We start from the raw sequence: 23,779 nt of genomic DNA, 5'->3' as shown, positions 1-23,779 counted from the left end.
CGGCACGTGACCCACTGGGTCAGCGGAACCGCTCGCACAGGAACCTTAATGCCGGCCGTGAAAAAGCGTCAAGATCCGATAAACACCCTCGGCCCCGCGACCGGCGCATCCCTCTTCCTTGACTCCTCGCGAGGAGTCGACCGCTATCGGTTCTGACCTGCGGAGAATCAGAAGTATCCCCACCTTCCGACCACAAGGTTACATTTGGGTCTCGGTCAGAGTGTCGTCGGGGCGTTGCGCTCGTAAACGAGTCGGAGTCCGTTGAGCGTCAGCCACGGTTCGTGGACGTCGACGCGACGGCACTCGTGGACCACGATGGAGGCCAGGTCGCCCGTGGCCACGACGGTCACGTCCTCGGGGGCACCGAGTTCCCGTGCCATTCGTTCCACCAGGCCGTCGACCTGTCCCGCGAATCCGAAGACGATGCCCGAACGCAGCGCCTCCGCCGTGCTCTTGGCGATGGAACTACGTGGCTTCACGATCTCCACCATGTGCAGTTGCGAGCCGCGCTGGGACAACGCCTCGACGGAGATGTCGATCCCCGGGGCGATCGCACCGCCGAGGTACTCGCCCTTCGCGCTGACGGCGTCGAAGATCGTCGCGGTCCCGAAGTCGACGATGACGCACGGGCCACCGAACTGGCGCACCGCCGCGAGCGTGTTGACGATCCGGTCGCTGCCGACCTCCTTCGGGTTGTCGACCCGGATCGGCACTCCGGTGCGCACTCCGGGTTCCACCACGACCGCGGGGACACCTGGATAGTGGCGATGGAACATCTCCCGCATCTCGTGTTGCACGGGCGGCACCGTGGCACACAGGGCGATGCCGTGGATCTCCTCCCCCTGACCGGAGGTGTCGTCCCCGCCCGCTCCGGTGTCGGCGGCGCCGTCGGTGTCCGGCTCGGCACCGGAGGTTCGCGCGCGCACGCCGGTCTCGGTCGTTCCTCCGCCCTCGCCGGCGCTGGGTGCGGCGTGGGCCGCTCCGCCGGGGCGCGGGGGAACGTGTCCGCGTGTGGACATGAGGCCGTGCACGAGGACGGCCCACTCGTCGGCGCTACGCCGGGCCTCGGTGGCGACCCGCCAGTGGTCCAGCAGGTGGTCACCCTGGAACAGACCGAGCACCGTATGAGTGTTGCCCACGTCAATGGTCAGCAGCATCAGGCGCCAACTCCCATCCCGGCGTGGGCAGAGGCGTGCGCTGTGTCCATCGGTGTGCCCTCCACATTCTCAAAGACGATCTCCTCGCCCTCGAGGTTCACCTTCGCATGGATTCAGGACATCCTCCCAGAAGTCGCCACCAGAGAGGCCGGCATCGACGGATCGGCCCCCTCCACGGGGCCTCCCCGGGTGCGCGGGGGCGGCGCTCAGGTCGTGACGTCACGCCCCGCGCTCCAGGTGTCGCTCACAGGGTGACGCGCACGTTGTCGATGAGTCGGGTGGTGCCCACCCAGGCCGCGACCGCCAGCACCGCGGGTCCGGAGTACCCGTCCTCCACCTCGGAGAAGGTGTCCGGGTCGACCAGCGCCAGGTAGTCGAGCCTCAGTGGGGGGTGGTCGGAGGTGCCCGCGTCCAGTTCCTGGTGGGCTGCCTTCCGCACCGCGCCCGCTCCCCCCGCGCGGGCCGCCTCCGCGGCCCGAAGGCCCTGGGACAGGCGTAGCGCCGTGTGACGTTCCGCGGTGGAGAGATAGACGTTACGGCTGGAGATCGCGAGCCCGTCGGAGTCGCGTCGAGTCGGCACACCGAGGATCTCCGGTGGCAGGGAGAGGTCGGCGACGAGTCTGCGCACCATCGCCAACTGTTGGGCGTCCTTCTCGCCGAACACCGCGATGTCGGGGGTGAGGATGGCGAAGAGCTTGGTGACCACGGTGAGGACCCCGTCGAAGAATCCGGGGCGGGATTCCCCTTCCAGGAGGTCGCCCATCGCCCCGGCCCGGACCGTCACCATGGGGCGTCCCAGCGGATACATCTCCGTGGTGCTCGGCGCGAACACGGCTGACACGCCCTCCTCCTCACAGACGGCCAGGTCCGCGTCCAGGTCCCGCGGATACCGGTCGAAGTCCTCGGTCGGGCCGAACTGCAGTGGGTTGACGAAGACGCTGACCCAGACGCTGTCGACGTCCTCACGTTGGCGTGCCCGCGCCATCAGGGCGCGGTGTCCCTCGTGCAGGGCGCCCATCGTGGGAACCAGGGCGACGCGTCCCGCGTCGGAACGGGCGTGCGTCACCTCGGCGCGCGTGGTGAACAGGCGGGGTTGGGACATGGCCGGTCTCCTGTGGCTCGGGGCCGCTGTTGGTTCAGGGCTGCGTGGTGCCCAGCGCGTCCAGCAACCGTTCCGCGTCGCGAGCGTCGAGCAGTCCCGCGGCGAGCGCGCGGTCCGCCGTCAGCCGGGCCATCGCGAGGTAGGACGCGACGGTGTCGGGGGCGTGTGCGCGCAACTCCGCCACGTGCCCCACGACGGTGTCGGCGTCCCCGCGGACGACGGGTCCACTGAGTCCGTCGATCCCCAACCGCAGGGCGTTGTCCAGGGCCGCGCCAAGGAGGGGGCCCAGCATTCGTCCCGGGTCGGCGACGCCGGCGGTGCGCAACAGCTCGGCGCTCTGCGCCACCAGGGTAACGAGGTGGTTCGCGCCGCTCGTCAGCGCGGCGTGGTAGAGGCCCCGCTTCTCCTCCGCGACCCAGACCGGTTCCGCTCCCATCTCCACCACGAGAGCCTCACCCACCGGGCGCAGTTCCGCGGGCGTGGTGACACCGAAGGTGCAGTTCGCCAGCCGCTGCAGGTCCTCGGGGCGACCGGTGAAGGTCATGACGGGGTGGAGCGCCAACGGGAGCCCGCCCGCCATGATCAACGGGTCCAGGATCCCGTACCCGTGCGCGCCGCTGGTGTGGGCGACGAGGGTTCCTCGAACGGGGGCTCCGATCTCGGCAAGGCCGTTGACGAGGGGAGCGAGCGCGTCGTCGGGCACCGTGAGCAGGACCAGGTCGCACGTCTCGACCACCGCGGTCGCCTCACGCAGTTGGGCGTGGGGCAGGAGGCGGGCGGCCCGCTCCTTGGACTCCGCTGACACGGCCGTCACCGCGGTCACCCGGTGTCCGGCGTGTTCCAACGCCGGCCCCAGCGCGGATCCGACTCGGCCCGGTCCGATGACCCCCACCGACAACCGGGCGGGGCGTTGCTCCGGCTCCTGCATGACCAGTCGTTTCCGTTCACTCGGTCGCGGCGATTCCGCCTGTCACGCTACCCTCGGCGGGTCCGGACGCGAAAACCGGCACCGCTCCGAGGAGCGGCGCCGGTTCGCGTTGGACGCGTGTGTCGCCCGATCCCCGTGGCCGCCGCTGGAGTGCGACGGCCACGGATTCAGTCACGTGGCGACCAGGGGCGGGTCTGGTGATGCACCACCGGATCCGCCCACAGGGGCTAGTGGCTGGACGCCGAGCCCTTGTCGCAGGACGCACCCGCAATGCCGAGGATCGCGACAGAGTTGCCGCAGACGTTCACCGGAATGTCGATGTCGGCGACGGCCTGGTTGCCGCTCACGATCGCGCCGACGCCGGAGGTGGAGATGTTGTCACCGGTGTGCGCGTAGGCCGTGCCGCCGCTCATGAGGACGACACCGGCAGCGGCGGCGGAGACTGCACCTGCGGCGAGAAACTTCTTCAGCACTTCTGATTCACTCCTTGGCGTTGTCGGGTGGCGTACCGACCGACAACAGTCGACGTTTCGTACTCCAGAGAACACGTGGCGTGTTCGAGTCCATCTAGTCACAGCCCGTCGCGGCTTCGGGCGCATCAGACAACTCCGATGCTGTTATGTAATCAAATGACTACACAAAGTAATAGATATATCCTGACTCGTCCTGTTTGACGGCGCGCGAGGGCGCTGACGAAGCCGATTCGTCGAAAGGGGCGGACGACGCGTGGGGCGCGGGTGGGTCAGTCGGGATCCGCGCGGGTCGCCCAGCGCTCCGGCCCCGCCGTGGTCGCGCGCGCCGTGTTGGCCCCCGCGGTGACCGATTCGACGACCTGCCGGGCCTCGGACAGCCCCCGGCCGTTCGCACGCATCCGCGCGGGGCCTGGCGGGCAGTCCACCTCCACGGTGGCCACGCCGAACCAACGGGCCAGGAGCCCCGAACTCATGCGCACGCTCTGGACGCGCGCCAGCGGAACCATCTCCAGGATCTCGCCCATCAGCCCGTAGCGAGTCACGAACATGGTCTGGTCCACGCCCAGGGCGTCGCGCTTGGACAGCGACCGCTGGGCGGGACGGAGGGGCACGCTCTCGGCGGAGGTTCCGGGGAAGAGCTGGTGGATGAGGTAGAAGGCCGTGGCCCGGTCCACGACGGGCAACAGAGTGGAGGAGTCCATCTGGCGCTCCCCCACGTAGCCGGCGACGTTCGCCTCGACGCGCACCACACCGAGGTACCGCCACAGCGTGGGCGACACGATCCGCACCGCCTGGACACGTCCGGGCGGGATGGTCTGGACCCGACGTTGGAAGACACCGTGCCTCAGCCGCAGCCCGTCGGGCGTCAAAGCCGCCGTGAACGAGGCGTACCGGAGCAGCGGGCCGAGGAAGCCCCGCACCAACCCCAACAACAGTGGGATCGCCCCACCGAGAACACCCAGTTCACGGAACGCGACGCCCAGCACCACCAGCGCCAGGAACAGCAGGAACGCACCGAGCACGGGAACCCGGAAGGCGAGCCCGGCGAGCAGCAGACCGAAGGGGACCGAGTAGAAGGGGCGCTCCGGCGGCGCCTCCGGGAGCGGGGGGAGACCGGCGGCCCGGGCCAGCAGCACGTCCCGGAGCCGGGTCGCGATCTTGGCGGAGAGAAAACGGAGGCGCACCTCTCCCCGGTCACCGCCGGCGAGTTCGATACGCAGTTCGGCGAGGCCGAAGATCTGCGGCACGAAGGGGCGCACCACGTCGACGGCCTGGAGCCGGCTGAGGGGGACCTCCTGCACGGTGCGTCGCAGCATGCCTGAGCGCACCATGAGGTGGTCGGCGTCGAGACGGAACCAGGTGAGCCACCAGGACGCCAGGCAGTAGACCCCGGCGGCCGCGAAGACCATGAGGGTCATGGCGAGCACCCGCTGTACGCCCAGTCCGATCATCGCGATCCCGGGAAGGGCGAGGAAGACCGCCGTGATGACGAGCGTGCGCAGCGGGACACTCACCCAGTGCAGTTGGTGCTCGCCGTGGACCACGTCCTGGTCCGGATCCGACGGTGGCCGGCGCCGGCTACCGGAACCGTCCAACGACCACACAGCGTGGGTCGAGCCTCGTTGGGCCGCGTCCGGCCACTGTCCGTGTGCGTGTGGGCTCCAAGACCACGGGCGCCCCCGACGGTCGAGCACCTGGGTGCCGGGGAGGAATCGGGGCCGACCCGCCGGGCCCTCCTCCGCGTCTCCCGCGGTGCCTCCCGGCCGCTCCCCGCCGCCCTGGGCCGCTTCGACCGGCGGCCGAGCGGATTCTTCGCGCGAGTTCTCCGCGTTCTCCACCGGTGGATGCTCCTGCTCTGGTGACCCGCCGGAGTCCCTGCTGGCGGCCGCGGAGGAGTGACCGTCGGTCGGCGCCGTCACCTCACGCATACCGGGAAGGCGCACCCCGTCCAACCAGACCCAGTCGTCACCCCCGGCGGGGGGACGTGGCTGGGACGCACCACGGTCCTCGTCCGCACCGAACCACCCACGTTCGGGTCGGGCGTCGTCCGCGTCGTCCCCCGTTGGCCCCGGCATGCTCCTCACAATCCCGTGGAGAACGTCTCGCTGCGTTCGGTCAGGCGATCCCGCAGGGCTGTCGCCTCGTCGATGGGCAGCCCGACCACCGAGGCCTCACCGGGGGTCGCGGCGGTACGAACCCGCACGGTGGCGATCCCGAACATCTGCTCCAGCAGGTTCGTGGTCACGTCCACCAACTGCATCCGGCCGTAGGGAATGATGACGAGCTGACGCACCAACACCCCGTTCGTCAGGTAGAAGTCACTGCGCCCCTCCGCATGGCCGAGCGACTGCTGGGCGACGCCAGCGAGATACCACGCCATCCCCGTCGCGATGACCACCGCCACACCCCACAGTGCGAGCTCCAGCCATCCCGCGACCATCCACAGCCCGACCCCCCCGAGAGCGGCGAGGACGGCGAGGCTCACGAGCGCCACCACACGTCGGTAGGTCCGTAACGCCCGGGACGGCCGGTGCCACTCCGTCCCGTCCGGACTCGCGAACGCCGCGTCGAACGGCGACGGCTCCCCGACGTCGGCGGCATCGTCCATTCCCATACCCTTAGTCAACCATCCTCGCGTTCCCCCAGAAGGCCACCACGAACCCGCGCCGTGAACCCCCTGAAACCACACGGGCGAAGGCCCCCAAAACCGGCTGTTCCACGCTACTCACACGGTCCACACCTGGCCACGGAAGTCACGCCAGCAGTGGCCGGCGTTGTCTCCGCCTCCGGCCGCGGCCCGACCAGCACGCCGAGACGTTCCCGGCCTGAGGGGCACTAGCCCAGCCGTCCACGGTGGACGGCGGCAGGCGGCCGCGGGGAGGATGGGTGTTGGGGTTACCGCTGGTCGGGGACGCGGCAGGCGCGCTCGAGGAGGAACCCGGCGACCAGAAGCACCACGCACGCCAGGGTGGATCCTCCCGCGACGAGGGCGTCGAGGCGAGGAGCGTCGGCCTGGACTCGGTCCAGCAGGCCGAGCGCGAGGCCGGTGAAGGCGCCGCCGAGGAGGGCCGCCGCCGCGATACTGGCCTTCGCGAGGGCGAGCAACCGCGCGGCGGCCAGGGGTTCGATCGGCACGGTTCCCGGGAGTCGGCGGACCCGGCGTCGGACGTGGTAGGCGGCGAACATCTCCACCACGGCGAGCACCACCGCGGTGGGGATCGCGGTCCAGGGCAGACGCGGCAGGCCCAGGTAGAACCACTGGGACACGACGAACCCCAGGACCACGCCAATGACCGCCAGGATGACGGGTGTGCGCCACCCCGTCATCCCGATGGTCCCTGGCGTCTCGTCACTCAATCGGGTACCCGGATCACCACGTCGTCCCGGCGACGCAGTCGCTGCTCGCGTACGTCGTTCAGGAGCTTGTCCAAGGGGCCGAACCCTGGGATCTCGGCCTCGGGGTCCACGTCGGACCACGGTTGGAGGACGAACGCGCGTTCGTGGGCGCGGGGGTGCGGGACGGTCAGCTCCGGCGTGTCCCAGGTCTCGGAGCCGAGCACCACGATGTCGACGTCGATGACGCGTGGCCCCCAACGCCGCTCCCGCGTGCGGCCCATCGCGTCCTCGACGTTGCGTGCCCGGTCGAGGAGGATCTCGGCGGGGAGGCCGGTCCGGCACACGACCACGGCGTTGAGGTAGTCGTCCTGTGGCTCGCCGCCGACCGGCGCCGTTTCGTAGACGGGGGACACCGCGACCGCCTCAAGACCGGGCGCGTCGAAGAGGGCGTCCACGGCCTCCTGGAGGTTCGCCGCACGGTCGCCGATGTTGCTGCCCAGCGCGAGGACGAGCTTGCGTTCCCCGGTCACGAGCGGCCCCGTCGGATCGTGACTGAAACGTCGTCGAACTCGTGGGGGATGGGGGCTTGGGGTTTGTGCACGGTCACCTCCACATCGGCGACCAACGGGTCCGCGAGGCAGGTCGCGGCCAGTCGGTGCGCGAGTGTCTCGATCAGATTGACGGGTTCTCCTTGGATCACGTCGACCAGCGCGCTGCTGAGCGTCCCGTAGTCGACCGTGGCCGAGAGGTCGTCACTCCCTCCGGCCACCGACGTGTCCACGAACAGAGTGACGTCCACGCGGAACTCCTGACCGTCCCGCCTCTCGTGGTCGAACACCCCGTGGTGCCCCACCGCGCGCAGGCCGCGCAGTGTGATCCGGTCCTTCTGGGCCACGTCGTCTCCGCTCGCCAGCACTACGCCTCTTCGGGCATGATCCCGTCCTCGTCGTCCTCGTCCAGCATCACGGGCGAGGCGTGGTGCGACCAGAGTCGCCACCCCTGCCCAGTGTGAACGAAGAGGTTCGTGGTGACCACCCTGCCCCCCGCGACGAACCCGGGGTTGTCGTCCTCGGCGGTGAGCACGTTCTCCTCGCACGTCACCATGGCGACGTTGTCGTTGACCCCGACGTGGGTGCCGGTGAGTACGTACTGGATGTAGGGGATGTTGGCCATTATCAAGGCCCACGAGCGCATGATCTCCGCACGTCCCCGCAGGATTGGCCAGCCAGGGTTCACGCACACGAGGTCCGGTGCGTCCTCCTCTTGGGCCCAGACGCGGTCCATCACGTCCATGTCGCCGTTCTCGATCGCGCTGTAGAACTCCGCGTTCGCCTCGGCGACCTGCTCCAGGATCTCCTGCCGCGCCGTCACGGGCTGTCCTGCCCGGCGGGAGCAGACGTGGGGGCGACGGCGGCGCGATGCCACTCCGCGGCGATACGCACCGCGTCGGCGTTCGCGCGCACGTCGTGGACCCGCACGCACCACGCGCCGCGTTCCGCCGCCAGGGTCGTCACCGCCACGGTCGCGTCGTCACACTCGGCGAAGTCGCGCGGTTGGCCGTTGGCGTCCGCGAGCGCGCGCCCGAGGAACCGCTTCCTGGAGGCGCCGACCAGCAGCGGCCGGCCGAGAGTCGCGAGTTCGGGCAGGTGGGCCAGGAGCTGCCAGTTGTGGCTCATGTCCGCTCGTTTGGCGAACCCGAGCCCTGGGTCCAGGACGAGCTGCTCGGGCTCAACACCGGCTTCGATCATGGAGTCCATTCGTTTCCGCAGTTCGTCGCGGACCTCGGTGACGACGTCGTCATAGTGTGCGCGGTTGTACATGGCGTGGCTGTGGCCGCGCCAGTGCATCAGGACGTAGGGGGTGCCGGTCTTCGCGACCAGCCGTGCCATCGCGGGATCGGCGAGCCCGCCGCTGACGTCGTTGACCAGCCTGGCGCCCGCCTCGACCGCGTGGTCGGCGACCTCGGCCCGCATCGTGTCGACACTGACCACGACGCCTTGACGGGAGAGTTCGGCCACGACCGGCTCCACCCGGCGTAGCTCCTCCTCCAACGACACGCGTTGCGCGCCCGGGCGTGTGGACTCGCCTCCCACGTCGACGATGTCGGCGCCCGCGGCGGCGATCTCCAGTCCGTGGTCGATGGCGCGGGAGGTGTCGAACCACCGTCCCCCGTCGGAGAAGGAATCCGGCGTTACGTTCACCACGCCCATCACGAGACATCGTCCCAGGTTGGGCAGTCCAGGCGGCGGAATCGTCGACGACATACTCTCCACCCTACGAGACCGGGCGCGCCACACCCCAAGGCCAACCGCCACGGCGGGGACGATCTGCCGTCCCCACTCGGACGATCCGTGGTGCGACCCGACGTCAGCTATGTCCGAGGATGAGGCTCATGGCCTCGGCGCGGGTGCGCCCCATCTGCCGGAAGTCGCCGCGTACCGCGGACGTCACCGTCTTGGCTCCCGGCTTGCGCACGCCCCGCATCGCCATGCACAGGTGTTCGGCCTCGATGACCATGATGACGCCGCGCGGTTCGAGGTGCTGCATGAGCGCGTCGGCGACCTGGGTCGTCAGCCGCTCCTGCACCTGGGGGCGACGGGCGAAGATGTCGACGAGCCGGGCCAGCTTGGACAGACCGGTGATCTGCCCCTGGGCGTTGGGGATGTAGCCGACGTGGGCGACACCGAAGAACGGCACAAGGTGGTGTTCGCAGGACGAGTAGACGGCGATGTCCTTCACCAGGACCATCTCGTCGTGACCGGCGTCGAAGACGGTCGCCAGGACGTCGCCGGGGCTCTGGTTCAGGCCGGCGAACTGTTCGGCGTAGGCCCGCGCGACCCGCGCGGGCGTGTCCTTGAGTCCGTCCCGGTCGGGGTTCTCTCCGATCGCGAAGAGGATCTCCCGGACGGCGCGCTCCACCCGGGGGAGGTCCATGTCGACCGAGTCCGGGATGGGTTCGCTGTCCTCCCAGTCGCCGCCGTCGAGAGTCACCGTTCGCCTCCGGAATCGTCGGTGCCCAGGTCGCCCTGTGTCGCGTCACGGTCGTCGGCCCCGTAGGGGAGGTCGCCACCACCACTGTCGGGGTGTTGACCGTTCCCGCTGATCAGGCCCTGCACGTCGTTGGGGCCCAGGAGCAACAGTTCCTTGGGCGTGCGCACCGGCGGCTTGTCCGACGGCAGACGCTTTCCGTAGCCGGTGTAGGAGCCGCGGGAGGGCCGCTTGGTGATCGGCTCGAAGATCTCCAGCACCTCCTCCTTGGACAGCGTCTCCTTGTCGAGGAGCCCCAGTACCAGGTTGTCCAGGACCTCCCGGTACTCGACGAGGATCTCCCACGCCTCGTCGTGCGCGGACTCGATGAGCCGGCGCACCTCGTCGTCGATGACGGAGGCGATCTCCTCGGAGTAGTCCCGGCTGTGCGACATCTCGCGGCCGAGGAACGGCTCGCCGTTGCCGTCACCGAAACGGCGGGCGCCGAGGCGCTCACTCATGCCGTACTCGGTGACCATCTTGCGGGCGAGTCCGGTCGCCTTCTCGATGTCGTTGCCGGCGCCCGTGGTGGGCTCGTGGAACACCAGTTCCTCGGCGGTGCGGCCACCCAGCATCATGGCCAGTTGGTCCATCATCTCCGAGCGGGTGGACAGGAACTTGTCCTCCATCGGCAGCGTCATAGTGTAGCCCAGCGCCTTGCCGCGCGGAAGGATCGTCACTTTGTGCACGGGGTCCGCGTTCGGCAGGGCGTGCGCCACCAGGGCGTGGCCGCCCTCGTGGTAGGCGATGAGCTTCTTCTCCGCCTCCGACATGACGCGGGTCTTGCGCTCCGGTCCCGCCATCACGCGGTCGATCGACTCCTCCAGCAGATGCATCGTGATCTGCTTCTCGCCCGCTCGGGCGGACAGGAGGGCGGCCTCGTTGATCACGTTGGAGAGGTCCGCGCCGGTGAATCCGGGAGTGCGCCGGGCGATGACGTCCATGTCGACGTCGGTGGCGACCGGCTTGCCCTTGGCGTGGACGTTGAGGATGCCCTTGCGGCCCTCCAGGTCGGGACGGTCCACCACGATCTGGCGGTCGAAACGTCCGGGACGCAGCAGCGCCGGGTCGAGGATGTCGGGCCGGTTGGTGGCGGCGATCAGGATGACGCCGCCCTGCACGTCGAAGCCGTCCATCTCGACGAGCATCTGGTTGAGCGTCTGTTCGCGCTCGTCGTGGCCGCCGCCCATGCCGGCGCCGCGGTGGCGGCCGACGGCGTCGATCTCGTCCACGAAGATGATCGCGGGGGCGTTCGCCTTGGCCTGCTCGAACAGGTCACGGACACGGCTGGCGCCGACACCGACGAACATCTCCACGAAGTCGGACCCGGAGATGGAGTAGAAGGGAACCCCGGCCTCGCCGGCCACGGCCCGGGCCAGCAGCGTCTTACCGGTTCCGGGCGGCCCGTAGAGCAGGACGCCCTTGGGGATCTTCGCGCCGATGGACTGGAACTTGGCGGGGTACTGGAGGAACTCCTTGATCTCCTGCAGTTCCTCGATGGCCTCGTCCGCGCCGGCGACGTCGGAGAAGGTGCTCTTGGGCGTGTCCTTGGTGATGAGCTTCGCCTTGGACTTGCCGAAGTTCATCACACGGGAGCCGCCACCCTGCATCTGTGACCAGATGAACAGGAAGAACGCGATGATCAGCAGAAGCGGTACGAAGTAGAACAGCGCCGTGACCCACATGCTCTCCTGTGGGACCTCGACGTTGTAGGCGACGAGGTTGTCGCCGGAAGCCCGCTCCTGCAACAGGTCCGCGAGCTCGGCTCCCTGTCCCTGGACCCAGTACGCCTCGTACTGGTCTCCGTCGACGGTGGTCAGCTCAACGCGCTGCTCCTTGTCGACCAGCTTGGCGTCGGCGACCTCGTCCTGCTCGATGAGGCGGAACACCGTCGAGGTGTCGGTCTCCTCATAATTGTCGCCCGATCCGAAGCTGGTCACCTGGAGCAGAATGACGACCATGACAACGATGGCCATGAGTACCAGCCATGGCCCACGGAAAATGCGCTTCAGATTCATCTAAGGAAACCCTGCTCGGGTTCTTCCCTCCTGCTCGAGCGGGTCGGACCCGGCGTACGACAGCGACGGACAAATCGACGCTACACCCCGGTTGGCAGGCCTTACGTCCGCACGACGAGAGGCGCGCCCTTCGGAAACTGAACGTCCAGGGACGCCGTGATTGTTCCGCGCGTACGTGTCCGCCGTGGGGCGAGCCTACTCGTACACGTGCTGGGCGAGGGTCCCGATGAAGGGGAGATTCCGGTATTTCTCCGCGTAGTCGAGGCCGTATCCGACGATGAACTCGTCGGGCAGATCGAATCCGACGTACTTCACGTCCAGGTCGACGTCGAACGCCGTGGGCTTGCGCACCATCGTGCACACCTCGAGGGACGCCGGCCCCCGGGAACGCAGATTCCCACACAACCACGACAGTGTCAGCCCGGAGTCGATGACGTCCTCGACGATCAGGACGTTGCGCCCGCTGATGTCGATGTCGAGGTCCATGAGGATCCGAACCACGCCGGACGAGGTGGTGCCCGCCCCGTAGGACGAGACGGCCATCCAGTCCATGTCGCACGGGTTGTGCAGTCTCCGCGAGAGGTCCGCCATGACCATCACGGCACCCTTGAGCACTCCGACCAACAACAGGTCGCCGTCGGCGTAGTCCTCGTCGATCTGTCGCGCCAGCTCGCCGAGGCGCTCCTCCAGTTGCTCCTCGGTTACGAGAACCTTCTCCAGCGCCGTGCCCATGTCCTGCTGATCCACGCGGAAACCTCGCTGCTCACCCTGGCCGCTTGCCCACCCAGCATAAGCACCCCCAAACCCATCCGGGCCGGGCGCCCGTCACTCGACGTGGACACGTCCCCGCACGCGGTGTCCGCGCAGCCCACCGGGCAGCGCGACCGCGCCCTGGCCACGCCAACGCGTGACGAGACCGTCCAGCGCGCGCACGTGTTCCGCGGTCAGGGCGCCGGGCGAGGCCCCGGCGTCGACGGCGAGACCCCGCAGGAGGCGGGTGCGGACCGCCCGCGGCAATTCGGCGAGCGCCCCGACGTCCAGACCGTCCCCTCCCGCCGCGGCCCGCTCACGCACCGACTCCGCCCAGGCGTCGAGGGCGTCGGCGTCGTCGCGCAGGAGCTCGGCGCTGCGCGCGAGCGCCTCGGGTATTCCGGGGCCGAGGGCCTCCCGAAGGACGGGCAGCACCCGGTGCCGGACCCGGGTCCGGGTGTAGGCCGGGTCCTCGTTGTGTGGATCGGACCACACGGCCAGATCCATCTCCCGTGCGGCGGTGTGTACGGTCCGGCGCCCCAGTCCCAGCAGCGGACGGCGGTAGCGCCCCGTCCGCGCGGCCATTCCCGCGAGGGAGCGCGCACCGGATCCGCGGGCGAGACCCAGGAGGACCGTCTCCGCCTGGTCGTCCCGGGTGTGGCCGAGGAGGACCGCGGCGGCCCCCCGCCGCTCGGCGCATCGGTCCAGTGCGGCGTAGCGGGCGGCCCGGGCCGCCCCCTCGGGGCCGCCTTCGGGGCCCACCGTGACCGTGCGCAGATCGACGGGGTCGAGCCCCAGGGCCCGCAGTTGACCGCTCACCCGCTCGGCCCGCGCCGCGGAACCCGGCTGAAGTCCGTGGTCGACGGTGACCCCGCCGGCGCGCAGCCCCCGCCGCGGGGCGACGAAGGCCAGGCCGGCGGCGAGGGCGAGGGAGTCCGGCCCACCGCTGCACGCGACCAGGACGAGGGCCCCGGCGGGGAGGTCCGCGACGCAGGCCCGCACCGCGGCACGAACCGCCGCGACCTCCGTGGGTGGACCGGCCACTGGCTCAGGAGGAGGACGGCCCGGAGTCTCCCGCGTCGCCGGCGGCCAGCGGCTCCGGCGCGATGACACGGTCGATCCACTGTTGTGGCTGTCGGATCTCCGCCATGGTGGGAAGCGTCTCCGGCGACTCCCACACGCGGTTGAACTCCCGCATCCCCACCGCGTCCACCACGTGACGGACGAAGACGGCGCCCTCGGCGTACTGCTTCATCTTCAGGTCGAGACCGAGCAACTGCCGGATGATCTTGTCGACACGGTTCGCGCCCTCACGACGACGCTGGAAGCGCCGACGGATCTCGGCCACGGACGGGACGACCTCGGGGCCGACGGCGTCCATCACGTAGTCCCCGTGCCCCTCGGCGAGGGTCATGACCGCCGTGATGCGTTCCATGACCTCCCCCTGGCCCTCGTTCTGGAAGGCCTCGATCAGGCTGCCCTCACCTCCGCGCACGACCTCCGCGACCGCCTCGCCCGCCGCGCGCAGCCGGTCCACCATGGCCGCGGCGTCCACCTGCGACGCCAACAGGAACTCCCGCACCTGCTCCTGCACGTAGTCGCGCAGCCAGGGCACGGCGGTGAACTGCGTCCGGTGCGTCTCCTCGTGCAGACACACCCACAGCCGGAAGTCACGCGAGTCGACCTCCAGCTCCTGTTCGGCCTGCACGATGTTCGGCGCCACCAGGGTGAGGCGGCCCGTGGGGGCACGACCGGAGGGGTCCGGCGGCAGGAACAGTTCGTACTGCCCGAGCACGCGGCCGGCGAGGTAGCTGAGGATCGCGCCGAGCTGCACGCCGGTCACCCGGGAGCCGACCGCGGTGGTGAGGTTGCCGGCCGGTGAGGCGTTCAGACGTTCGCCGCCGAGTTGGTCCAGCAGCGGATCCAGGACCACCCGGAAACCGTCGACGTTCGATCGGATCCAGCCGGGGCGGTCCACCACCACGGCGGGGCCGACCGGTTCGGGGCTGGACATCCCGGTGAAGTCCCGCACATGCGTCTGTGCGGTCACGGACAGTTCACGCAGTTCTGACACCGCTTGACGGGCGTCGCTCAATGACACTTGCGGACCGGGCCGGACCAGCCGGACCCCGGTATTCACGGCTGTTTCCCAATCGATCAAAGTCACATTCCTCACCGTACCTGTCCGGCTTGCGGCACAACGGGTCTCTTGGGGGACGCGAACCTGTCGAGTTCTAACACTGACATTCGACGAGCGTCGCGGCCAGTGCGTCCAGCCGGGAGCCCGTGGCGGCGGGGTCGTTGTCCATGAACGCGAAAGCCCGGAGTCGACCGTCGGCATCGGCCGCGATCCCGGCGAGCGTGCTCACCCCACTGAGCGTTCCCGTCTTGGCGTGCACCCACCCGGCGCCCTCCGCGGCCTCGCTCTGCGGCGAGTACCTGTCGCTGAGGGTTCCGTTGAAGTGGGCGACCGGAAGTCCCGTGACGGTCGGGGCCAGCTCGGCGCGCTCGGGGTCGCTGGCCAGGAGCAGGAGTTCGACCAGAGCGGTGGGCGAGATCCGGTTGTTGACGGACAGACCGCTGCCGTCGCTCAGTCGCAGGCCGTCGACACCGAGTTCGGCGAGCGTCTCCTCCAGGGCGGGGCCCGCGTCGGCGAACGACGCCTCTCCCCCGCGGGCGAGGGCCACCTGGAAGGCCAGCGCCTCGGCGACGTTGTTCTCGCTCTCGGTCATCATGATCTCGACGAGCGCCGAGATCGGCGCGCTGGACGCCTGGGCGAGGGTCTCGGCTCCCTCCGCGGCCTCCCGCTCCGTGGGGTCGCCGCGCACGGTGAGGCCGGCCGCCTCCAGTTGGCGGGCGAACGCCTCGGCCGCCGCGAGCGGTGGGTCCGCCGCGCGTTCGCCGTAGCGTTCGTCGCGGTCCAGCCGGCCCGTGTCGATCATCAGGGCGTGGACCGGGGCGACGCTGCCCTCGGTCACGTAGTTGGGCTGCCAGCCGGGGCCGGTGTCCGATCCGGTGAAGGCGGAGTCGTCGTAGCCGATGTCGACGGTGTCCACGCCGTCCGCCTGGAGACGACGCGCGGTGTCCTCGGCCAGCTCCTCCAACGCCGGAAGCCGCGGATAGGCCCCGGGGTCGCGGGTCTCGGTCAGGGTCGGGTCGCCCTGACCGACCAGGATGACCTCGTCGTCGCGCTCGCCACGGACCACGGTGGTGTCGATGCGTTCGTCCGGTCCGACCGCGGCCAGGACGGCGACGCCCGTCGCGATCTTCGTGGTCGACGCCGGCACTGCCGCGTCATCGGCGTCACGGCCGTAGAGTGGGTCACCGGTCTGCGCGTCAGCGACATATGCGGCGAGCCCCTCACCACCCCCCGAATCCGTCATGCGATCATCGAGAAGTTCCGCTAGGCGTTCGGAGTCGATGGAGGCGTCGTCCACCCCCGACTGTTCCGTGCCGACTTCCGCGACCGTGAGCGGGCGTGGGGTCGGTTCAGGAGGACGGGAAACAACGATGTCCCTGACGACCACGCCGGCCACGAGCACGAAAATGTTGAGTAGGGCGAGCGGGAGCACGACCCGCACCCGTTCCTGCCACACCCCGGGGACCTGCCTTCCTGAGGTCTGACCTGACCTTTTTCGGACGTGTGGTAGCGACCATAGCCGCAAGGGGGGCCGCGAGCACCATGGAATTCGACGTCACGATCGAGATCCCCAAAGGGGAACGTAACAAGTATGAGATGGATCATGAGACGGGGAGGATCCGGCTGGATCGGATGCTCTTCACGTCCACGACCTACCCCGCAGACTACGGGTTCATCGAGGGGACTCTGGGCGACGACGGGGATCCGCTGGACGCCATGGTCCTGCTCCGGCACCCGACCTTCCCGGGGTGCCTGATCCGGTGCCGGGCCGTCGGCATGTTCCGCATGCGCGACGAGGCCGGCGGTGACGACAAGATCCTGTGTGTTCCCGCGACCGATCCTCGGATGGAACACCTGCGTGATGTTCACCACGTGAACGAGTTCGAGCGGCTGGAGATCCAGCACTTCTTCTCGGTCTACAAGGACCTGGAGCCCGGCAAGTCGGTCGAGGGCGCCACGTGGGTCGGTCGGACCGAGGCCGAGGCCGAGATCAAGCTGTCGATCCAGCGTGCCCAGGACCACGGACACGGAGGTGCGGAGCACATCAGCCTTAGCTGACCATCCGGTCGCTGATTCCCGCGGCCGCCGCGTCGACGTCGGCGCTCTCCAGGACGTCCGGCTGACCGATGACGTGCCGTACGAGGTTTCGGGGGCGCGCGATCACGGCCTGCCCAGACCGCATCGCGGGTTCGGGCAGGCCCCCGCCCACCACGAGCACGGGAACCAGGTCCAGCTCGGCGTGGAGATCCCGCAGCCTCAGCCGGCGTTCGAGCTGCTCGGCCCGCTGGGTGAAGCGGTTCGCGATCCGGCGGAGCGGGCGGTCTCCGATCCGCCACTCTCCCCCCTCCCAGGTCACGTACCGTCGACGGTTGCGCACGTCCAGCAGGAACGCGCCGGCTGGGCCCACCGTGAGGTACCGGTGCCGCGAGCCGCTGAAGCCCGCCGGCAGGGAGATGATGTAGTACCCGTTGCGCCGTAGGGCCCGAAGGAGCCGCCCCATCCCGTAGGGCAACGGGGTTCGCGGGGCGAGGGCCGCCAACAGGAGATACGTCAGGACGGTCAGCCCCGCCACCAGGGCGCCGGCTTCCCACCCCAGGATGCCGGCGGCGATGACGCCGGCCGCGACGACCACGAGGGCGCGTACCGCGATCCGGGTCGCGCGAGCGCCTCGATCGGACAGGCCGGAACTGGCCGGGGGTGTCTGATCGGCCCCAGCCGGGATCCCCGGTTCCTTCTCCTCCACCACGCACCGTTCCCGCACGAGTGTCCGCATACGCCTGGACAGCTTGACCATAACTCTCCTGGCGGGCGTGTCAGTCGAACTCTCCCCTCTTCGGCACGCCCCGTCCATCATCCACGTCGGCGTGTGCTACCGTGCCTACTTTCCGCACACGACTCGCTCGCGGACTCCCATGTCCGCGGCAGTGTCCTTGGGGAGACCCGTGAACTCCTTCGCGCGCTCAGTACGGCAGAGTCCGTCCCCGCTTCGGGTGGGCACCACCCGGATCCGGATGGCCATGCCGTGTCCCATGCGCGTGTGCGCTCCCTGTTGTTGTCGGTAGCCCGGCGACTCCGCGCGGGATCACCTCCGTCCACCCTGTCACGCTGGGTCGGTTGACTCCTGGCCGTCGGCGCGTGGTGGTTGGTCTCCCGCGCCGCTGGTGAGTCGATGTCCTGCCCGTCCGTGACGTCGGCACCTTCCCGCGCCCGGGTCGAGTGGCCACCGCTCGAGTGTGCCCGAGGTGAGTCGGGACGGTCCGACGTCCACGGACACCGTGCCTTTCGGCTCTGACTCTGGCTCCCGCTCACCGTTCCCTGGCCGTTGGCCACCTCTCCGGTGTGCCAACCGATCCGGCGACGGGGCGCGGTGAACCGGGACGCCACCGGCCGACTGGTGACCGACGGTGATGACCCGGCCGCCAGGTGCTCACCGGGCACGCTCCGCCTTCGTTTCCCGCTCCACACCACGCTCTCACGTGTGGCGCCGCGCGGCGCCACACCGGCGGAGCGGGCGTGACGCCGCTCCGTGGGGAGCCCCGCACGACCAGCACGACGCGAGCCCCGACCGACCGCCGCCGGCCTCCGGCCTCGTGACCAAGCCGCACCATTCCGCAGCACCTTCCGAGAGGACGTGTTCGCTCCATGTCTCGACCACAGGACCCGCGCGGCACCATCGACGGCGTGGGTGACGTCGTACTCGCCGGGCACCCCACGCCCTACCCGCACCTGCGCACCGACTCCGTCCACCCGAGCGCGGGGACGCTGTTCGCGGCCGCGCGGCGGGTGGGTGACGTGATCCGCTCCTCCCCTCCCCCCGCGACGGGCACGTGGACGGGGGAGGCCTACGGCGACATCGTGGCCGAGGAGGCCGGGCGGACCGCCGGCTCCCTGGTGGCCGTCGTCGCCACCGTGCCACCCGCGGACGTCGTCGCCACGCCCCCGTCCGGACAGGACACCCGCACTGACCGCGAGACCCTCCTCTACGCCGCGCGGGGCGAGGTCCACGTGGTGGAGATCTCGGCCACGGGTCACCTGCACAACGTCCGCAGGCTCGTCGCGGGTCGGGGCTTCGCCTGGGGCAGTCGACGCCACCACCAGATCATCAACACGGGGTCCGTGCCCGCTCTCCTGGTCCACGCCAGCTCACTGGGCGCGTAGCGCGTCGTCGACGAGTTCGACCGCGCGCATCACCGCGACCATGCGCTGGCCCTCGGTTAGATAGGCGTTCATCACCTCGTCGATCGCCGGCGGCGACAGGTGGTCCCTGAGGTCGACCCGGGCGGTGCGGTAGCCCTCGCGGGCGCCTTCCAGACAGGCCGCCACGTGCTTGCGCGCGAGGCGCGCGAGCGCGATCGGGTGGCGGCGCAGTACGCCGTGGAGACGGTAGTCGGCGGGAACGTGGTCGAAGAGCCAGACCACCGCCGTGTGCTCGAACGACTCCGTCCCCGGCGGATGCACGCTCGCCGGCCAGTCGGGCGGAAGCTGTTGCTCGGCCATACTCCAATGATAGGACACCAGTTCGAAACACCCCTCGGGGGATCGTGGGGGTTCGACGTCGACGAGTCGGTGAGCGGGGACGCGACGCCTGATCCGCGCCCCGCCGCCGCTTACTGCGCTTGCCCTGTCGTCACTCCGTCCTCGCCCAGTCGTGGCACACCGCCGGTGCTACTCCGCCGGTTTGCTCTCCTCCTCTGCTCGTTCACGCTCCTCGTTCTCCAGGGCGATGCGGATGGCGTTCTCCGCCGAGTCCACTGAGGCACGCGCGGTGATCGCGTTGGTGTGCGCCTGCTCCAGGTTGCCCAACGCGATCGAGTCGAACGCGACCCGGGCGTCGTGAATCGCGGCCTCGAGTTGACGCTCCGCTTCATCCAGGTTCACGGCATCTCCCTCCAACCACCCTCTTGTGTGGTTATTTGCCACTGGGGCCCATGTCTAAGCCTGGGTCTGACGAGACAAGTGAGCAGAGGGGTGTTGGACCGCCACCGAACGCGGCTCCTCTCGGGCGGATTCGCGCCCCCCGGGCCAGCAAGGATCGATAGAGTTCCGCGAAGACCTCGTTGATCACCGCCCCTCGGGCACGCACATCCACGCCCTTCCTCCTCGACGAGGCCGAACGGAGCACAGTCGTGACGAACCTCCCCTCCATGGACCAGTGGCACCTCGGCCCCATGGCCGCCTTCGATCTCGAGACCACCGGCGTCGACGTCGAAAGTGACCGCGTTGTCACCGCGGCGCTGCTGCGGGTCGACTCCGAGGGCAGACCCACGCTCGAACGCACCTGGCTGGTGAACCCCGGTGTCCCGATCCCCGAGGACGCCGCCCGGATCCACGGTGTGACCACCCAACGCGCCGAGGCGGAGGGGGTCCCCGCCATCGACGGGGTGGAGCAGATCACCAGCGCCGTCGCCGACATCCTGGCGGACCGTGTGCCCCTCGTCGTGATGAACGCGCCCTACGACCTGACGCTCCTGGACCGCGAGGCCCGCCGACACGGACTCACCCCGCTCGCCGAGCGGCTGGACGGCAGCATCGAACCCATCCTCGATCCGCTGATCCTGGACAAGCACATCGACCGGTTTCGCCGGGGCAAGCGCAACCTGACCGCGCTGTGCGACCACTACGACATCGAGCACGGTGGGGCGCACCACGCCGGAGCGGACGCGGCCGCCGCGGTCGCGGTCGTCCGGCGGATCGCGTCGGCGTCCACGGCCCTGGCCACCATGGGGCTGGGTGAACTGCACTCCATCCAGGTCCGGGCCGCCGCCACGCAGGCGGCGTCGCTCCAGGCCTACCTCCGGCGACGCAACCCGAGCGCCAGCGTCGACCCCAACTGGCCCATCATCCCCGCGGCCTCGAACAACTAGCCGGGGTGCCGCCCTCCGGGGCGGTGCCCTCGGCCGCTCCTCGTCAGCGCACGCGCACCTCGCGACGACAACGCAAAACGCCACCCCGCTCCGGGGTGGCGTTTTCGCTGGAGCCGCCTATCGGAATCGAACCGATGACCTGTTCATTACGAGTGAACCGCTCTGCCGACTGAGCTAAGGCGGCCTACCTCGTTACCCGTGACACGGCGTCCCGTGGCGGGCAACAGGAGCTAGTTTAGCGCCTCCGTGGGGTCATCCCGACATCGTTTTAGTCCCCGGGGCAGACCGTGCCGTCGGCGGGTGGTCGTCCCTCGATGAGGTACTCGTCCACCGCCGCGTCGACGCAGGGGTCACCCATGCGGTAGGCCGTGTGGCCGTCGCCGTCGTATGTGAGCAGGACACCCGACTCCAGTTCCCCGGCGAGACGTTCCGCCCACACATGCGGGGTCGCGGGATCGCGCGTGGTCCCCACCACGAGGAGCGGGGCGGCGCCGACGGCGGAGAAGTCCTGCTCCACGGGCTCCGTGCCGGGCCAGTCGGTGCACACGTGGGCGCCCCAGGCGAGGGACGGGCCGAAGATCGGCGACTCCTCGGCCGCGCGGTTCGCGGCGTCCTGAATGGTGTCGACGTCCTCGGTTCCGGGTCGGTCGATGCAGTTGACCGACACGAGGACCGAGGTCATGTTCTCGTACGGACCGTCGTGGGAACGTCCGTACAGGTTGTCCGCCAGCCGCAGCAGCTCCGTGCCGTCTCCGTCGTAGGCGGCGGTGAGCGCGTCGCGCACCACCGGCCAGGAGGCCTCGTTGTAGAGCGCCGAGAGGAGGCCGAGTTCCGTCCAGGTGGCGTTGACCTCCCGTCCGTCGCCGAGTCCGTTCTCCAACGGTTCCTCGGCGGTGCCCGCCACGAACTCCTCCAGTTCCGCCATGGCGCCTTCGGGCGTGCCGTCGGACTCCGCGCCGAGCACACAGTCACGCTGGTCCACACAGTCGGCCACGAACGCCTCCAGCGCCGTCTGGAAGCCCTCCGCCTGCTGTGTGCCCATCTCCAGGGACGACAGGGTCGGGTCGACCGCGCCGTCGAGCACGGCCGCTCGCACGTTCTCGGGGAACCGGGCCGCGTAGTGGGTGCCCAGATAGGTGCCGTAGGACTTGCCGAGGTAGCTGAGTCGCTCGTCGCCGAGCAGCTCGCGCAGGATGTCCATGTCGCGCGCCACGTTGGCCGTGCCGAGGTGCCGAAGGTCCTCCCCCAGTTCCGCCTCACATCCGGCGATGAACTCGGCGTTGCGCTCGTCCAGCTCGGTCCGGCTGGCTTCGGTGAGCGAACCGTCCTCCTCCGGCACGATCCCCGCGCCGAGGTAGGCGTCGACGCCCGCGGTGTCGAGGCACTCCAGAGGTTCGCTGTAGCCGACGCCGCGCGGATCGAAGCCGACCACGTCGAACTCCGTCAGCAACTCCGGCGACATGGTGGACAGCGACTGGCCGACGTAGTCGACGCCGGATCCACCCGGTCCTCCCGGGTTGACGACCAGTGACCCCACCGGGTCGTCCCCGCTGGCGGGCAGGCGCCGCACCGCGATCTCCACGGTCTCCTCGCCGGGGTTGTCGTAGTCGAGCGGAACCTCGAACCAGGCGCACTCGAATCCGCCCCCACACGAGTCCCAGGTGAGCTCCTGCTCGTAGAAGCCGGTGAGGTCCTCGGGGCTTTCGCCCGGCGTCGATCCGGAGTCCGGGGGAGGCGCGGCGCACCCCGCGATAACCGTCCCCACCGCCGCCACCACTACCAGGCCAGGCGGACGCCGGGTGCCCGGGGTCATCCCGTGCACAGCCGGGCGGTCATCGCCTCCAGGGCGATCTGGGGGTTGACGTTGGCGTCGATGCGGCGCCGGCACTCCTGCACCGCCTCGATCCGGGCGAGGGTGTCGCGTGGGCCGCTGGTGCGGGCCACGTGGCGGAGTTCGGCGTCGTGTCCGCCGGTCGGCCGGTCGACCTGGGCGCCGACCTGCAGCGCCAACACGTCACGGTAGAAGGCGACGAGATCCAACAGCGCGCCGTCGTAGACGTCCCGCTTGATGCGCGTGGCCCGCCGCTTCTGTCGCGCCTCCAGGTCCTTCAGCGCTCCCGACGCCGCGCGCACCGCCTTGGTGACCCCCTTACCGGTGGCTCCGTCCCCGAAGGCGGCCTTCAGTTCGGCGCGCTCCCGCTCGTCACGCTCCTCGGTGGCCTGCTTGGCCTCCGCCTCCGCCGTCTGGTGCAGGTGCGCGGCGGCCGCGATGGCCGAGCCGAGACCGTCGAGCTGCGCGGGGAGGGACAGCACCGCCTCCCGGTTCTTCCACGCCTTCTCGTCGGTGGCGAGCCGGACGGCGCGCTCCAGGTGTCCGCCGGCCGCGCGGGCGACGGACTCCGCCTCGTCCCACGGCACGCCGTTGCGTTGGTGCAGCACCGTGGCGACCGCCCGCGTGCTCGGCGTCCGCAGTACCACGGCGCGACACCGGGAACGGATCGTGACCGGTAGGTCGTCGGAGGTCGGTGTGCACAGCAGCCACACCGTCCGGGCCGGTGGCTCCTCCACGGCCTTCAACAGGGCGTTCGCCGCGGCCTCGGTGGCACGGTCGGCGTCCTCGAAGACCACGACGCGGAAACGTCCCCCCACAGGGGCCGCCGCCGAGGAACGTACGAGGTCCCGGGTCTGGGCGACCCCCATGCTCAGTCCGCTGGGGCGCACCCGCAGCACGTCGGCGTGGGTGCCCGCCCCAATCTGGTGACACGACGAACAGGTACCGCACCCGCCGTGCGGGCACTGAAGGGCGGCGGCGAAGGCCAGCGCGGCCTCGGTGCGCCCCGAACCGGGTGGCCCGGTGAACAGCCACGCGTGGGTCATGCCCGTGCCGCGCCCGCCGTCCAGCCACTCCTGGGCGGCCGCGGCCGCTGCGCCGAGCTGCGCCGCGGCCGCGTCCTGGCCGACGAGTTCGTCGAAGACCGTCACCG

General features: G+C 69.9%; 24 protein-coding genes, 1 tRNA gene and 2 pseudogenes. 3 read left to right on the top strand and 24 right to left on the bottom strand.

The genetic code is table 11. From position 1 onward, the window contains the following. Positions 1-215: 215 nt before the first annotated feature. The 18 genes and pseudogenes from J4H86_RS27485 to dacB form a co-directional block, all read right to left on the bottom strand. Positions 216-836, bottom strand: a pseudogene (locus J4H86_RS27485) (type III pantothenate kinase); the annotation flags it as partial. 177 nt (positions 837-1,013) lie between these two features. Further along, positions 1,014-1,157: pseudogene (locus J4H86_RS27480) on the bottom strand (type III pantothenate kinase); the annotation flags it as partial. Positions 1,158-1,401: 244 nt separating this feature from the next. Next, positions 1,402-2,259, bottom strand: coding sequence for a pantoate--beta-alanine ligase (gene panC / locus J4H86_RS19260; protein ID WP_236539265.1), 858 nt, complete (start codon positions 2,257-2,259; stop codon positions 1,402-1,404). A 34-nt stretch (positions 2,260-2,293) separates the two neighbouring features. Continuing rightward, entirely contained in the window at positions 2,294-3,187 is an 894-nt protein-coding gene (locus tag J4H86_RS19255; RefSeq protein ID WP_236539263.1) for a Rossmann-like and DUF2520 domain-containing protein, read from the bottom strand. Between the two features lie 227 nt (positions 3,188-3,414). Continuing rightward, positions 3,415-3,660, bottom strand: coding sequence for a chaplin family protein (locus J4H86_RS19250; RefSeq protein WP_236539262.1), 246 nt, complete (start codon positions 3,658-3,660; stop codon positions 3,415-3,417). 269 nt (positions 3,661-3,929) lie between these two features. Further along, the gene (locus J4H86_RS19245) at positions 3,930-5,735 is read right to left on the bottom strand and encodes a PH domain-containing protein (protein WP_236539261.1); all 1,806 of its coding nucleotides are present in this window, start codon (positions 5,733-5,735) and stop codon (positions 3,930-3,932) included. Between the two features lie 5 nt (positions 5,736-5,740). Then, on the bottom strand, positions 5,741-6,274 hold the full coding sequence (locus tag J4H86_RS19240; RefSeq protein WP_330932433.1) for a PH domain-containing protein: 534 nt from the start codon (positions 6,272-6,274) through the stop codon (positions 5,741-5,743). A gap of 281 nt (positions 6,275-6,555) precedes the next feature. Next, positions 6,556-7,017 carry a DUF3180 domain-containing protein gene (locus tag J4H86_RS19235; protein WP_236539259.1) on the bottom strand — a complete coding sequence of 154 codons (462 nt, stop codon included), beginning with the start codon at positions 7,015-7,017 and terminating at the stop codon, positions 6,556-6,558. Continuing rightward, positions 7,014-7,526, bottom strand: a complete 513-nt coding sequence (gene folK / locus J4H86_RS19230; protein ID WP_236539257.1) for a 2-amino-4-hydroxy-6-hydroxymethyldihydropteridine diphosphokinase — start codon at positions 7,524-7,526, stop codon at positions 7,014-7,016. Before folK ends, J4H86_RS19235 begins: the two co-directional genes overlap by 4 nt. Beyond that, on the bottom strand, positions 7,523-7,912 hold the full coding sequence (gene folB / locus J4H86_RS19225) for a dihydroneopterin aldolase (protein WP_236539255.1): 390 nt from the start codon (positions 7,910-7,912) through the stop codon (positions 7,523-7,525). The genes folK and folB overlap by 4 nt, the downstream gene beginning before the upstream one ends. Next, complete coding sequence (locus J4H86_RS19220; protein WP_236539253.1) at positions 7,912-8,367, bottom strand: nuclear transport factor 2 family protein; 456 nt, start codon at positions 8,365-8,367, stop codon at positions 7,912-7,914. Before J4H86_RS19220 ends, folB begins: the two co-directional genes overlap by 1 nt. Continuing rightward, on the bottom strand, positions 8,364-9,260 hold the full coding sequence (gene folP, locus J4H86_RS19215; RefSeq protein WP_236539251.1) for a dihydropteroate synthase: 897 nt from the start codon (positions 9,258-9,260) through the stop codon (positions 8,364-8,366). Before folP ends, J4H86_RS19220 begins: the two co-directional genes overlap by 4 nt. A 103-nt stretch (positions 9,261-9,363) precedes the next feature. Beyond that, on the bottom strand, positions 9,364-9,930 hold the full coding sequence (folE, locus tag J4H86_RS19210; protein WP_236544091.1) for a GTP cyclohydrolase I FolE: 567 nt from the start codon (positions 9,928-9,930) through the stop codon (positions 9,364-9,366). Between the two features lie 53 nt (positions 9,931-9,983). Next, positions 9,984-12,041, bottom strand: a complete 2,058-nt coding sequence (ftsH, locus tag J4H86_RS19205) for an ATP-dependent zinc metalloprotease FtsH (RefSeq protein WP_236539249.1) — start codon at positions 12,039-12,041, stop codon at positions 9,984-9,986. Between the two features lie 195 nt (positions 12,042-12,236). Then, positions 12,237-12,788 carry a hypoxanthine phosphoribosyltransferase gene (gene hpt / locus J4H86_RS19200; protein WP_236539248.1) on the bottom strand — a complete coding sequence of 184 codons (552 nt, stop codon included), beginning with the start codon at positions 12,786-12,788 and terminating at the stop codon, positions 12,237-12,239. 78 nt (positions 12,789-12,866) lie between these two features. Then, positions 12,867-13,835, bottom strand: coding sequence for a tRNA lysidine(34) synthetase TilS (gene tilS / locus J4H86_RS19195; RefSeq protein WP_236539246.1), 969 nt, complete (start codon positions 13,833-13,835; stop codon positions 12,867-12,869). Between the two features lie 4 nt (positions 13,836-13,839). Then, positions 13,840-14,952, bottom strand: coding sequence for a zinc-dependent metalloprotease (locus J4H86_RS19190; protein WP_236544090.1), 1,113 nt, complete (start codon positions 14,950-14,952; stop codon positions 13,840-13,842). Between the two features lie 73 nt (positions 14,953-15,025). Beyond that, a complete protein-coding gene (gene dacB / locus J4H86_RS19185) occupies positions 15,026-16,387 on the bottom strand; it encodes a D-alanyl-D-alanine carboxypeptidase/D-alanyl-D-alanine endopeptidase (protein WP_236539245.1) in 1,362 nt (453 codons plus the stop codon). Between the two features lie 86 nt (positions 16,388-16,473). Here dacB and J4H86_RS19180 point away from each other — a divergent pair, with 86 nt between their 5' ends. Then, positions 16,474-16,989 carry an inorganic diphosphatase gene (locus tag J4H86_RS19180; RefSeq protein WP_236539243.1) on the top strand — a complete coding sequence of 172 codons (516 nt, stop codon included), beginning with the start codon at positions 16,474-16,476 and terminating at the stop codon, positions 16,987-16,989. Here the strand turns inward: J4H86_RS19180 and J4H86_RS19175 are convergent. After that, positions 16,982-17,725 (bottom strand): hypothetical protein, encoded by a 744-nt coding sequence (locus tag J4H86_RS19175; RefSeq protein WP_236539241.1) that lies wholly within the window; start codon positions 17,723-17,725, stop codon positions 16,982-16,984. The genes J4H86_RS19180 and J4H86_RS19175 overlap by 8 nt on opposite strands. 848 nt (positions 17,726-18,573) lie before the next feature. Between J4H86_RS19175 and J4H86_RS19170 the strand changes: the two genes are divergently transcribed. Then, positions 18,574-19,089 (top strand): hypothetical protein, encoded by a 516-nt coding sequence (locus J4H86_RS19170; RefSeq protein ID WP_236539240.1) that lies wholly within the window; start codon positions 18,574-18,576, stop codon positions 19,087-19,089. Here the strand turns inward: J4H86_RS19170 and J4H86_RS19165 are convergent. Beyond that, positions 19,075-19,428, bottom strand: a complete 354-nt coding sequence (locus J4H86_RS19165) for a hypothetical protein (RefSeq protein ID WP_236539239.1) — start codon at positions 19,426-19,428, stop codon at positions 19,075-19,077. The two genes, J4H86_RS19170 and J4H86_RS19165, sit on opposite strands and share 15 nt — an antisense overlap. Before the next feature lie 168 nt (positions 19,429-19,596). Continuing rightward, a complete protein-coding gene (locus J4H86_RS19160) occupies positions 19,597-19,809 on the bottom strand; it encodes a hypothetical protein (RefSeq protein WP_236539238.1) in 213 nt (70 codons plus the stop codon). Positions 19,810-20,057: 248 nt separating this feature from the next. Between J4H86_RS19160 and J4H86_RS19155 the strand changes: the two genes are divergently transcribed. Continuing rightward, on the top strand, positions 20,058-20,795 hold the full coding sequence (locus tag J4H86_RS19155) for an exonuclease domain-containing protein (protein WP_236539237.1): 738 nt from the start codon (positions 20,058-20,060) through the stop codon (positions 20,793-20,795). A 108-nt stretch (positions 20,796-20,903) separates the two neighbouring features. Here the strand turns inward: J4H86_RS19155 and J4H86_RS19150 are convergent. From J4H86_RS19150 to J4H86_RS19140, 3 genes are all read right to left on the bottom strand, one after another. Further along, positions 20,904-20,979: transfer RNA gene (locus J4H86_RS19150), tRNA-Thr, on the bottom strand. A gap of 84 nt (positions 20,980-21,063) precedes the next feature. Continuing rightward, the gene (locus tag J4H86_RS19145) at positions 21,064-22,608 is read right to left on the bottom strand and encodes an alpha/beta hydrolase (protein ID WP_394356394.1); all 1,545 of its coding nucleotides are present in this window, start codon (positions 22,606-22,608) and stop codon (positions 21,064-21,066) included. Then, positions 22,605-23,777 carry a DNA polymerase III subunit delta' gene (locus J4H86_RS19140; protein WP_236539235.1) on the bottom strand — a complete coding sequence of 391 codons (1,173 nt, stop codon included), beginning with the start codon at positions 23,775-23,777 and terminating at the stop codon, positions 22,605-22,607. The genes J4H86_RS19145 and J4H86_RS19140 overlap by 4 nt, the downstream gene beginning before the upstream one ends. Between the last annotated feature and the right edge of the window lie 2 nt (positions 23,778-23,779).

It is taken from the genome of Spiractinospora alimapuensis (assembly GCF_018437505.1).
GTDB classification, from domain to species: domain Bacteria; phylum Actinomycetota; class Actinomycetes; order Streptosporangiales; family Streptosporangiaceae; genus Spiractinospora; species Spiractinospora alimapuensis.
Note: the sequence above shows the minus strand (reverse complement) of the source record. Positions and strands in the feature narration are given on the sequence as shown.